The following is an 11,915-nucleotide window of genomic DNA, read 5'->3' as shown; positions in this document are numbered from 1 at the left end:
CCCGCCGCCGGACGACGGCCCACGGCGGCGGGGAGTCCGACCGGCTTCACCGGCCACCGCGGGTGCGCCCAGGTCACCCACCGGGCCGGACCACGTACCAGGAGGTGTGGATCACCATGAGAACGAGCTTGCGCGGGGCGATCGGCAGAGTGGTCGCCGCCGCCCTTCTCATCGCCGGTGCCGTCGTCACCCAGCCGGTGGCACCCGCCGCCGCCCAGGCCGCCCAGGCCGCCCAGGCCGCCCAGGCCGCCCAGGTCACCGAGGTCACCGAGGTCACCGAGGTCACGATCACCAACGGGACGCAGTTCCGCGACACCGCCGGGAACCCGCTGCAGGCCCACGGGGGCGGGGTGCTGAAGGTGGACGCGTACTACTACTGGTTCGGCGAGAACCGCAACGCCGACAACACCTTCCGCGCCGTCTCGGTCTACCGGTCCACCGACCTGCGGAACTGGGAGTTCCGGCGCGACGTCCTCACCCGTACGTCGGCCGCCGAGCTGAACGTCTCCAACATCGAACGGCCGAAGGTCATCTACAACAGCTCCACCGGCCGCTACGTCATGTGGATGCACAAGGAGAACGGCGTCGACTACGGGCAGGCCCGCGCCGCCGTCGCCTCCTCCGCGACCGTGGACGGCGACTACACCTACCACGGCAGCTTCCGCCCCCTGGGCCGGCACATGTCCAGGGACATCACCCTCTACAACGACAACGGCACCGCGTACATGATCTCGGCCGCGAACGAGAACTACGACCTGCACATCTACCGCCTCACCTCCGACTACCTGAACGTCGACACCCTGGTAGGCAACTTCTGGCCCGGCGGCCACCGCGAGGCCCCGGCCATGTTCAAGCGCGGCGGCACGTACTTCCTGCTGACGTCCGGGGCCACCGGATGGAACCCGAACCAGGCCAGGTACGCGACGGCCTCCAGCGTCTCCGGACCGTGGAGCGGGTGGACCAACGTCGGCGACGGCACGACGTTCGGCTCCCAGCCGGCGTACGTCCTGCCGGTGCAGGGCACCTCGACGACGAGCTACCTCTACATGGGCGACCGGTGGGCCGGCGCGTGGGGCGGCCCGGTGAACGACTCCCAGTACGTGTGGCTGCCGATCACGTTCCCGTCCGCCACGAGCATGAGCCTGAGCTGGAGCTCGCAGGTCACCGTCGACACCGCCACCGGCGTGATCTCGGGTTCCGTCGCACCGGCGTACCGGATCACGGCCCGGCACAGCGGCAGGGTGATGGACGTCGTCAACGCCTCCACGGCGAACAACGCCGAGGTGAAGCAGTATCCGTGGAACGGCGGCGGCAACCAGAGGTGGCAGTTCCAGGAGACCGGCGACGGCTACTTCCGCCTGGTCGGCCAGCACAGCGGCAAGTGCCTCGACGTGGCAGGCGCCTCGACAGCCGACGGCGCCAACGTCATCCAGTACACCTGCGGCACCGGCACCAACCAGCAGTGGCAGTGGACCGCCACCGGCGGCTACTACCAGCTCAGGGCCCGCCACAGCGGCAAATGCCTCGACGTGGCAGGCGCCTCGACAGCCGACGGCGCCGACATCCAGCAGTACGCCTGCGGCAGCGGCACCAACCAGCAGTGGACCCGCACCCAGTCCTGACCACCGGCACGACCGGGGGCGTCCATCTCGCGGCGGACAGGACCGATCGGCCTGATCGGCGCCCCGGGCCGCTTCCGGCCCTCAGGCGGTGCGAGGCGAACGTCCTCAGCACCCCGGGGGCATGGCGCATGAGCGCACAGGGCTCGCCGTGCCGGGGTGTCGTCGCGGCCCCGCGTCAGGACGGGACCAGGACGCAGAACTCGTGGCCCTCCGGGTCGGCCAGGCACGTCCATGACACGTCGCCCTGGCCCACGTCGGCGGGCGTCGCACCGAGGGCCTTCAGGCGCGCGACCAACTGCGCCTGGTGGGCCGCGGAGGTGGTGGCGAGGTCGAGGTGCACCCGGTTCTTCGTCGACGTCTTGGGCCGCGGGACGGGAACGACGTCGACGCAGACGGCGACCGGGTCCGGCCAGACGAGGCCGCCCACGGGCCCGACGTAGGTGGTCACGCCGGGGCTGTAGGCGCTCCAGCCGAGCGCCCGCGCCCAGAACCGGCCGACCGCCGGGGCGTCGAGAGCCTTGATGTTCACCTGAACGGGTCGCAGCGCCATGCGGGCGACCCTACGCGCCCGCCCCGCGGATCGAGCCCGGAGAATTCGAGCTCCTGACATCCTGCCCGCGAAGCGGAAGGCCGGCCCCTCTGGATTCCCGCCCGTGGAGCCGCACATGAACGCGCCGCGGGGACCGTCCCCGGCCCCCGCGGTGTCCCCCGGACCGCCCGAACCCCCGGCCCCTGCGGCTCCCCCGAGCCCCTCGGCGGAGGAGGGAACGGCGGGCCGCCCTGCGCTCCGCCGAGCCCGCAAACACAAGAAACCCGGCCTGGAAAATCAATGACTTTCTCCCCGCCCCGCCTCAGACTCAAGATCGTGCCACGGCATCGTTCACATTTCGGATATATCGGAACGACCACCTCTGCGACCTGCCCCTTCACGACACCCCGAACCGCCCCCGCACTCCGGACCGCCGTCTCCGGCCTGACCGGGACGCCGTGGTGGGCCGGGGTGACGCGAGGGCGTTTGTACTCGCCGTGACGTGTTCGGAGGATGACGGGAATGCGCCGGAGTTCGTCATGCCCGGCCGAGGCCGAGGACGACGGCTCGTGAGGAGATTTCGCCCGTCGCCGCGGGAAGGTCGCTCGAGAAATCCCGACCACCAGAGCCGTTTCGCCGATATCACCTCACCGAACGATCCCGCCCGGCCCGAGTCGCCGGCGGAAAAGGCGAACAGAGAAGAACGAGAACCGGACGCACGGCAGAGTGCCGAGGGCACGATATCGGAACAATCGAATGTCGAACGGCGACACCTACTGGATCGACCTCCGGCAGTCGCACCGAAATCCCACCTGGGCGCCGGCCGATGCCCAGGCGGGCTTCCACGTCCGCCCCCCAGAAAGTAAGGCGACCATGGCAAGGATCATCACCGAACTCATCGACGAGCGAGAGATACCGAAATATTTCTCCGGCGTCGCGGACATCGAGGCGGAAGGCGAACTCGACGATATCGAAATCGATCCGGATGGGTGGGTCGGCACCGACGACGACGGGATCGCGATCGATGGGGGAGACAGCGAGAGGTATCTGATCAAGTACGAACTCTGGGACGGCCCCCCTCCCCCTAGCGAGGCCTGGGAAAGGAGCTGGTCCGGAAGCGTGCGTTTGACCTCCGGAAAGGTGCATGCCGTCAATGAATACTCCGGCGACGCGTTCTACGGCACGGAGTTCGACCTCGGCAGAAAGGACTGCGTCTGGCAGGTCAGGGTCCATCGCAATCTTCTCGACCACAAAGTCTTCACGTCGGCCCTGATCGGCGTCACCCTCATCAACATCCAGTTCTGGCTGGACGACTGAGGTGGCCTGAGGGAGAACGGCCCGGCCGATCGGGAATCCCCGGGCACCGCGTACGATTCCGAGGAATCCTTGGAATCAAGGAAGCCGGGGAATCGGGGCGCCGGGCTCATCCTGGACGTGACGGACGGGACGATCAGGCCCCACCCCGGTCACCTACGGTTCGGGGGTTTCCGCTTCGCGGTCATCCTGGAGCCGAGGTCCCTCCGCCGGAAGCCGTTTCCCCAGTTCCAGGACCGCCTGCGCAAGAGCGCCGATCATGAAGCCCGCCCCCGCGATCGAGATCGGCACGGCGTCTCGATATCCGTCGTGGTCCGTGAGAACCGAGGCGACGCTGAGAAACAGCAGGAGCGTACCGAGCGAGAGAAACAAATGGCGCGTGCCCATGCCAAGTGATCATAAGGACACGAGGCGCGTGTACCCGCGCCGGAAGCGCGTTCTTTTCCGGCGTACTCGGCCTTTTCCGGCGTACTCGGCCCGCTCCCGAAAGTCGCGTTCGAGAAGACAGGCCGGCACCGCCGGGAGTGCCTCGGACGGCGAGCCCGGTGGGGCGGGGCCCCGGACATGAACGCGCCGCCGGGGCCGAGGACGTGTCCTCGGCCCCGGCGGCGCGCCCGCCCCTGGGTCTTACTCGCCGGTCTTCTCGGCGAGGGTCACGGTGACGGTGCCGGGCTGCCCGTCGCGGACGTAGGCGATGGTCACCTGCTGGCCGGGCTTGAAGCCGCGGACGGCTCCGACCACGGTGGCCGCCTCGTCCACGGCCGTGTTGTCGATCTTGGTGATCAGGTCGCCCTGCCGGATGCCCGCCTTGGCCGCGGGGCTGCCCTCGGTGACCTGGCCGACCAGGGCGCCGCCCGCGTCCCCGGTGGCGTCGGTCACGCTCACGCCCAGGAAGGCGTGGGAGACCTTGCCGCTCTCGATGAGCTGCTGGGCGACCTGGTTGGCGGTGGTGATGGGGATGGCGAAGCCGACACCGATGCTGCCCTCACCGCCGTTGGTGGCGATGGCGGTGTTGATGCCCACCACCTCCCCGGCCGCGTTGACCAGCGCCCCTCCCGAGTTGCCGGGGTTGATCGCCGCGTCGGTCTGGATGGCGCCGCCGATGGTGGTGGCCCCGCCGCCGCCCGGCCGCTGCTCGCCCCAGCCGGGCGGGAGCTGCTGCCGGCCCTGGTCGCCGCCGACGGTCAGGGTACGGTTCAGCGCGCTGACGATTCCCGCGGTGACCGAGCCCGACAGGCCCAGCGGGCTGCCGATGGCGAGGACGGAGTCGCCCACCTTCAGCCGGTCGCTGTCGCCGATCGTGGCCTTGGTGAGACCGGAGACGCCCTCCGCCTTGATGACCGCGAGGTCGGTGGCCGGGTCGGTACCGATGATCTTCGCGGTGGCGGACTTCCCGTCGCTGAACTTGACGGTCACCTGGCTGCCCGGGCCCCCCTGGCCCCCGGCCTCCACCACGTGGTTGTTGGTCAGGATCAGGCCGTCGGCCGACAGCACCACGCCGGACCCCTCGCCCCCGCCGGCGGCGGTCCTGATCTCGATCGACACCACGGAGGGCTGGACGGCCTGGGCGATGTCGGCGACCGTGGTCGCGTTGCCCACCGGGCTGACCACCGGGCTGGACGACGAGACCTGGGCGACCGCGCCGCTGTTGAGACTCGTCGCGACGAAGGCCCCCGCGACCCCACCACCGACGGCCATGGCCGCCAGCGCGAGACCGGCACCTACCTTCTGCCCGGCGCTGAGCCGCCCGCGCCGCGGGGGGACCGCCCCCGGTCCCCCGTGGTGTCCCCCGGGCCCCCCGGCCCCTCCGGCTCCCCCGAGCCCCTCGGCGGCGAGCTGCTCCGGCACCGGGTGGATCAGCGTCGGCTGTGGTCCGGTGTCGGCGCCGGCACGGTAGGTGCCGGGCCGGGGCGGTACCTTGCCGAACTGGGTCCAGCCGTCGTTCCCGGGGGTCGCCTCGGCCGGTGCGTTCTGCTGCTCGTTCCTGTTCGGGTCCATGCGTCTTCCCCCACGTCCTACGTCCCCCGGTCGAACCGGGCGGAGGCCGGTCCTCACCGGCTAGTGAAAACAATGCCCGACGACGTGTAAGCGCAGGTTAAGAGCCTGATCGCGATGATCGGGATCCTCTGACAACGGCTTTATCAGCCGTGCTCAGCGAGGGTCCCGATCACTCGAAATCACCGGGCGAAAACTTCGCGGCTCCCTATCGGGCCCCGAGGATCTCCGCCTGACTCTCGATCAGCAGGCCGCGGCCCTTGATCTGCGCGACGCCGGCGCTGTCGAGGAGGTCGTCCTGGCCGGGGAGCTGGCCCGCGCCGCGCTCCGGGCCGAGCGGTACCAGGATGACGGGCGGCATCGGCTCGTACGCCCCCGGCTCCCCCTCGCCGGTGATCAGGGCGCGGATGTTCGCGGCGACGACGTCGGCCTGCTGTCCCGCGTGCACGGCCATCGGCGAGCCCAGGGTGATGATGTCGCCGAGCGCGAAGACGTTGTCCTGCCCGGTCACCCGCAGCTCGGGGGTCACCTCGACGAGGCGCCTCGCCGTGAGGGCGGGAGCCAGGTCGTCGGCGAGGTAGCCGGTGAGGGGCGTGACACCGTGGCAGCGGTACCAGATGTCGGCGGTGACCTCGGCGCCCGCCTCGGTCGTCACGGTGAAGGGCGCGACGGTGCCGGGCTCGGTCGGTGGCGCCTCGCGCAGCGGGCTGCCCAGCAGCAGCTCGATGCCGAGCTCGTCCAGCTGGCGGCGGAGCTCGGCGCGCAGCTCGGGCTTGAACGGGCCGGGGAGGATGTCGTCGCCGATGTCGGCGACGGTGATGCGCTTGTCGGGCCAGGCGGCCCTGATCTCTCCGGCGAGCTCCAGTCCCACCGGACCCGCGCCCAGCAGCAGCACCCCGTCGGCCGCCGCGAGGGCCTGGTGCGAGGTCCGGTAGCGCTCGTGCGCGACCTCGGTGTCGACGGCGTCGGTCTTGCCGGGGAACGGGTAGGAGGAGCCGGTCGCGAGCACGATGTAGTCGGCGGCGATCTCCTCGCCGGACCCGAGGACGACGCGCTTGGAGTCGACGCTGACGGCCCGGTCGCGGACCACCCGGCCCCGGGCGAGCAGGGTGTCGTACGGGAAGTACATGCTCGGCAGCCAGGTCGGGTCCACCAGGGCCCGCAGCCCGGCGACGTTGTGCACGAAGGCGTCCTTGGGCTCGACGAGCACGACGTCGGCCACGTCGTCGAGTGCCTTGGCGACGCGGACGCCTCCGTAGCCTCCGCCGACCACGGCGACGGTGGGCTGCCAGGCGGGTGCGGTATCGCTCATCACAGGTTCCCGATCTCTTTCTGGTACGGAATCACGGTGGTCCGGCGCGGATCGCGAGCCAGGACGACCGTCGGTCGAACCCGGTCACCCCACGGCGGACACGCCGACCGGGGCCCCGAAAAGGGCTCTGACCAGGTCATACGTGCCGACGCGGGCGTTCGGCATGTCGTTGACACTAACATATCGTTGAAGGTAATCAACTATCTATCTGCTTCGATCATTTCACTCGTGTTACGGTACGAGCATGGAAGTCGAGGACATCCGGCCACCCAGGGCCGTGGATCGCCTCGGCATGCTCCTGGCCCGCCACGGCACCATCACGAACCTCCGCATGCGTCAGGCGCTCGGGGTGACCGGCCTGACCCTCAGGCACGCCATCACGCTGATGAACCTCGACGACAACGGCCCCATGGGCCAGCAGGCCCTCATCGAGGCACTGGCGGTCGATCCCAGCGTGCTGGTGGCGATCCTCAACGACCTGGAGCGTGACGGGCTCGCCGAGCGCCGCCGCGACCCCGCCGACCGGCGCCGCCACATCGTGGAGATGACCGCCGCGGGAGCCGACGCGCTCACCAAGGTGCAGGAGGCGCTCACGGCGATGGAGCGGGAGCTGTGCTCCGGCCTCGACGAGAAGGAGATCGTCCAGCTCTACGGGCTTCTCAGCCGCATCAACACCTCGGCCGAGGAAGAGAAACAGGCCTGCACCGAGGAGTGACCGCCCGGGGCACGGATCGGGGGCCGGCCGGGGCACGGATCGGGGGCCGACCGCGCGGGTTCCCCGGCGACCGCCGCACGCGAACCTCGCCCGTCGCGAACGAGCCCGCCGACCAGACGCTCGAAGGCACCCCCGTCGCGAACGAGCTCGCCGACCAGACGCTCGAAGGCAACGCCGCCGCACGCGAACCTCACCGGTCGCGGGCGAGCCCGCCGATCAGGCGGGGTGAGGGAACGGCCCCGGACGGCTCAGGAGCCGGCGGGCCAGTACTCGTCGCGCAGGAGGCGCTTGTAGAGCTTTCCCGTCGGGTGCCTGGGCAGTTCCTCGCGGAAGTCGACCGACCGGGGACACTTGTAGAGCGCGAGCTGGGACTGGCAGTACTCGATCAGCTCGGCCTCCAGCCCCGGGCCCGCCAGGTCCATGGAGAGCGGCTGCACGACGGCCTTGACCTGCTCGCCCATCTCCTCGTCGGGGATGCCGAAGACCGCCACGTCCGCCACCTTCGGGTGGACGGCCAGGACGTTCTCGGCCTCCTGCGGGTAGATGTTGACCCCGCCAGAAATGATCATGTAGGAGCGGCGGTCGGTGAGGTAGAGGAAACCCTCCTCGTCGACGTAGCCGATGTCGCCGAGGGTGGTCCAGCCCCTGCCCCGGGGGTCGCGCGAGGCCCGCGTCTTGTCCTCGTCGCCGTGGTAGACGAACTGGGGGCCGTCGGAGAAGTAGACCGTGCCGTGCTCGCCCGGCGGCAGCTCGCCGCCGTCCTCGTCGCAGATGTGGACGACGCCGAGCAGCGGGCGGCCGACCGTCCCCTTGTGGGCGAGCCAGTCCTGGGAGCCGACGTACAGGAAGCCGTTGCCCTCGGTCCCCGCGTAGTACTCGTGGACGATCGGGCCCCACCAGTCGATCATCCGTTCCTTGACGGGGACGGGGCAGGGGGCGGCGGCGTGGATCGCGCAGGCCAGCGACGACAGGTCGTAGCGCGCGCGGGTCTCCTCGGGCAGCTTGAGCATCTTGATGAACATGGTCGGCACCCACTGCGAGTGGGTGACGCGGTACTTCTCGACGAGCGCGAGCGCCTGCTCGGGGTCGAACCTCTCCATGACGACGAGCGTGGCGCCCAGGCGCTGGAAGCTCATGCAGTAGCGCAGCGGGGCGGCGTGGTAGAGCGGCGCCGGGGAGAGGTAGACGCTGTCGGCCGAGGGTGCGAACAGGAACTGGATGAGCTGCAGCAGCGGCCCCGGCGTGTCCAGCGTGGCCTGCGAGAGGGTGGGCTTGACGCCCTTGGGCCGCCCGGTGGTGCCCGAGGAGTAGAGCATGTCCACGCCCTGGCACTCGTCCTCGACCGGGGTGGCGGGGTGGGCGGCGACGGCCTTCTCGTGCGAGTCGAAGCCGGGGGCCACGCCGTCCAGCATGAGCCTCAGCCCGACGCCCGGGGTGCGGTCGGTGACGGAGACGGCCACCTCCGCGAGGGCGGCCGAGGAGATGAAGACCCGGGCCTCGCAGTTGTCGACGATGTAGGCGAGCTCGTCGGTCTTCAACCGGGGGCTGATCGCGGTGTAGTACAGGCCGGAGCGGTGCGCGGCCCACGCGATCACCAGGAACAGCGGGTGGTTCTCCAGCATGAAGGCGATGTGGTCACCCGGCCGCAGCCCGGCGGCGCGGAAGAGGTGGGCGAGGCGGTTGGACTCCTCGTCCAGTTCGCGGTAGGTGACGACCCGCCCGGAGCCCGCCATGATCACAGCGGGTTTGTCGGGTGAGACTGCTGCGATCGCTCCCGGATGCATGAAACCGAACATTACTCGGTGAGAAGTTCGGTGAGAAGTGCCCGCACGCGACTGGGCCGCGACCTCGTGTGAGGTCGCGGCCCAGCGGGTGCCCGGGCCTCGGGAGAGCCCGGCGTGCGGATCGGCGTGACCGTACCCGGAAGATCCCGGTCGTACGGATCGGCGTGACCCTACCTCTGAGAACCTGCCCTTATGGATCAGGCGTGGCTGTAGATGTGCTCCCAGCCGCCCTGGTAACCGTTGGGGTGGCCGTGGTTGCCCCGGCTCACCTTGACGTAGATGTGCTCGGCGTCCACGCCGGAGAAGGAGTAGAAGCCGGGCTTCTTGGAGCAGTTCTTGAAGCCCTTGAAGCTGGTGGAGCCGTCGAAGCCGACGACCTTGAAGGTCTCCCACGCGCAGAAGTGCTTGGGCTTGCTCCACCACTTGTGGTTGGTGAGCTTAGTGGCGACGGTGTAGTGGTACTCGTGCTCCCACTTCCACGCGCGCTTCTTGAACCACTGCTTCACCCACTTGCACTTCTTTTCACCCTTGTACCAGGTGCACTTCTTGACGAACTTCGAGTACTTCTTCCAGTACCAGTGCTTCTGTGACTTCTTCTCGACGACGACCTTGCCCTCGGCCTCCGCCTTCTTGTCACCGGAGTAGTACGGACCCCAGGTGTCGGCGAAGACGGGGGTCGCGGTGGTCGCCGAGGCGGCCGACTTGATGGGAGTCGCGGTCTCGGCGTTGGCCATCGCCGGGGTAGCCGTGACGAGCAGGGCGGCCGTACCGGCGCCCAGAAGGATTCGGCTGGCGAATCGCATTTTGAGGGGTTCCTCTCGGGAGTGAGGATTTTGACACCTCAAGTTGTACGATGCGCCGATTGCCCGTCACTTTCACTTCACTTAAAACACCAGGCCAGTGTGATGATCAAATCAGATTACTTGCCGGATAAATCATGAAATGGCAGTAAACGATCAGTTGACATCCGGTCAACCGCGCGCGAGACGGCGGGCGACGGTGTCGCCCAGGGTCTGCACGAGTTGCACCACGGCGACCAGCACGACAACGGTGACGATCATGAGCGTGGTCTCGAACCGCTGGTAGCCGTAGCGGATGGCCAGGTCCCCGAGCCCTCCCCCGCCGATCGCCCCGGCCATCGCCGAGTACGAGATCAGCGCGACCACGGTCACCGTGAGCCCCGCGACCAGGCCGGGCATCGCCTCGGGCAGCAGGACCTTGCCGACGATGGTCACGCGTCCGGCTCCCATGGCCTGTGCGGCCTGCACCTTGTCCCTGCCGACCTCGCGCAGCGCGGTCTCCACCAGCCGGGCGAAGAACGGCGCCGCGCCGAGCGTCAGCGGGACCACCGAGGCGATGGTGCCGATGGTCGTGCCGACGATCAGCCTGGTCAGCGGGAGGATCGCGATCATCAGCACGATGAAGGGCAGCGAGCGGCCGATGTTGACGATCAGCCCGAGCACCCGGTTGAGCACCGCCGAGGGGAACAGCCCGCCCCGGTCGGTGGCGACCAGCGCCACCCCGAGCGGGAGGCCGAGGATCACCGTGAACAGGGTCGACCACAGGACCATCTGGACGGTCTGGCCGGTCGACTCCATCAGCAGCGGGAACATCTCTTCCCAGGTCATCACGCCTCCTCGACGAGCAGGCCGCGTTCGGCCAGGTAGGTGAGCGCGGCGGCGCGCTCGTCACCGGTGACGAGCAGGCGCAGCCGTCCCGTCGAGACGCCCGCCACCTCCTCCAGGGCCCCGCCGAGGATGTTGACGTCCACGTCGAACTTGCGAACCACCTGCGACACCACCGGCTCGCCGGCCTGCCCGGTGAAGGTGACGGTGACGTGGCCCGGCTCGGGCTCCGGCAGGGGGAACAGCTCGGCGGCGAGCCTGGAGCCGGGCCTGGAGATCAGTTCGGGGATGGTCCCCGACTCCTCGACCAGGCCGTCCCGCATGACGGCGACCGAGTCGCAGATCGTCTTGACGACGTGCATCTCGTGGGTGATCAGCAGGATCGTCAGGCCGAGCTCGCGGTTGAGGCGCTTGAGCAGGGCCAGGATCGACTGCGTGGTGCCCGGGTCGAGCGCCGAGGTGGCCTCGTCCGACAGCAGCACCGGGGGGCTCCCGGCCAGCGCGCGGGCGATGCCGACCCGCTGCTTCTGCCCGCCCGACAGCTGCGCGGGGTGCGCCCCGGCCTTGTCGGCCAGCCCGACCAGCTCCAGCAGCTCGGCCGTACGCTTGGCGCGCTCGGCCTTGGCCACCCCCATGACCTCCAGCGGGAAGGCGACGTTCCCCGCGACCGTGCGGGAGGAGAGCAGCGCGAAGTGCTGGTGGATCATCCCGATCTTCTGCCGGGCCCTGCGCAGGTCACCCTCGCGCAGGCCGGTCAGCTCCTGCCCCGCCACCGAGACGGTGCCGGAGGTGGGCCGCTCCAGCAGGTTCACGCAGCGCAGCAGGGTGCTCTTGCCGGCGCCGCTCTGCCCGAGCACGCCGAATATCTCACCCTCACGGACGTGGAGATCCACCCCGTCGACGGCGACCACCTCGCGGCCCCGATCCTGATAGACCTTCCGCAGGCCCGACACATCGATCACAGCAGGTCCCCAACGCGCCCTTGATTTGCCCTCATTCCCGACATGTTATGTGAAACC

At 69.5% G+C, this 11,915-nt stretch carries 10 protein-coding genes and 1 pseudogene; 3 read left to right on the top strand and 8 right to left on the bottom strand.

Annotation, left to right across the window (positions count from 1 at the left end; all coding sequences use genetic code 11):
- Positions 1 to 116 precede the first annotated feature (116 nt).
- Positions 117 to 1,622, top strand: coding sequence for an RICIN domain-containing protein (locus AC5L38_RS03905; RefSeq protein ID WP_495241345.1), 1,506 nt, complete (start codon positions 117 to 119; stop codon positions 1,620 to 1,622).
- A gap of 181 nt (positions 1,623 to 1,803) precedes the next feature.
- Here AC5L38_RS03905 and AC5L38_RS03900 read toward each other — a convergent pair.
- A pseudogene (locus AC5L38_RS03900) lies at positions 1,804 to 2,172 on the bottom strand (VOC family protein); the annotation flags it as partial.
- A gap of 735 nt (positions 2,173 to 2,907) precedes the next feature.
- On the opposite strand from AC5L38_RS03900, the gene AC5L38_RS03895 reads away from it, so the two are divergent.
- Entirely contained in the window at positions 2,908 to 3,468 is a 561-nt protein-coding gene (locus AC5L38_RS03895) for a hypothetical protein (protein WP_495241344.1), read from the top strand.
- Between the two features lie 153 nt (positions 3,469 to 3,621).
- On the opposite strand, the gene AC5L38_RS03890 is transcribed toward AC5L38_RS03895, so the two are convergent.
- From AC5L38_RS03890 to AC5L38_RS03880, 3 genes are all read right to left on the bottom strand, one after another.
- The gene (locus tag AC5L38_RS03890) at positions 3,622 to 3,852 is read right to left on the bottom strand and encodes a hypothetical protein (RefSeq protein ID WP_495241343.1); all 231 of its coding nucleotides are present in this window, start codon (positions 3,850 to 3,852) and stop codon (positions 3,622 to 3,624) included.
- 240 nt (positions 3,853 to 4,092) lie between these two features.
- The gene (locus AC5L38_RS03885) at positions 4,093 to 5,463 is read right to left on the bottom strand and encodes a S1C family serine protease (RefSeq protein ID WP_495241342.1); all 1,371 of its coding nucleotides are present in this window, start codon (positions 5,461 to 5,463) and stop codon (positions 4,093 to 4,095) included.
- Positions 5,464 to 5,668: 205 nt separating this feature from the next.
- Positions 5,669 to 6,772 carry an NAD(P)/FAD-dependent oxidoreductase gene (locus AC5L38_RS03880; RefSeq protein WP_495241341.1) on the bottom strand — a complete coding sequence of 368 codons (1,104 nt, stop codon included), beginning with the start codon at positions 6,770 to 6,772 and terminating at the stop codon, positions 5,669 to 5,671.
- A gap of 244 nt (positions 6,773 to 7,016) precedes the next feature.
- Between AC5L38_RS03880 and AC5L38_RS03875 the strand changes: the two genes are divergently transcribed.
- Positions 7,017 to 7,487, top strand: a complete 471-nt coding sequence (locus AC5L38_RS03875) for a MarR family winged helix-turn-helix transcriptional regulator (RefSeq protein WP_495241340.1) — start codon at positions 7,017 to 7,019, stop codon at positions 7,485 to 7,487.
- Positions 7,488 to 7,735: 248 nt separating this feature from the next.
- On the opposite strand, the gene AC5L38_RS03870 is transcribed toward AC5L38_RS03875, so the two are convergent.
- The 4 genes from AC5L38_RS03870 to AC5L38_RS03855 form a co-directional block, all read right to left on the bottom strand.
- Positions 7,736 to 9,271 carry an AMP-binding protein gene (locus AC5L38_RS03870; protein WP_495241339.1) on the bottom strand — a complete coding sequence of 512 codons (1,536 nt, stop codon included), beginning with the start codon at positions 9,269 to 9,271 and terminating at the stop codon, positions 7,736 to 7,738.
- A 197-nt stretch (positions 9,272 to 9,468) separates the two neighbouring features.
- Complete coding sequence (locus AC5L38_RS03865; RefSeq protein WP_495241338.1) at positions 9,469 to 10,074, bottom strand: hypothetical protein; 606 nt, start codon at positions 10,072 to 10,074, stop codon at positions 9,469 to 9,471.
- 168 nt (positions 10,075 to 10,242) lie between these two features.
- Positions 10,243 to 10,899: a methionine ABC transporter permease gene (locus AC5L38_RS03860; RefSeq protein WP_495241337.1), complete on the bottom strand. Its 657-nt coding sequence runs from the start codon at positions 10,897 to 10,899 to the stop codon at positions 10,243 to 10,245.
- Positions 10,899 to 11,858, bottom strand: a complete 960-nt coding sequence (locus tag AC5L38_RS03855; RefSeq protein WP_495241336.1) for a methionine ABC transporter ATP-binding protein — start codon at positions 11,856 to 11,858, stop codon at positions 10,899 to 10,901. Before AC5L38_RS03855 ends, AC5L38_RS03860 begins: the two co-directional genes overlap by 1 nt.
- Between the last annotated feature and the right edge of the window lie 57 nt (positions 11,859 to 11,915).

This window comes from Streptosporangium nanhuense, from assembly GCF_059358815.1.
The sequence above is the reverse complement of the archived record's forward strand: the minus strand, read 5'-3'. Positions and strand labels throughout refer to the sequence as shown.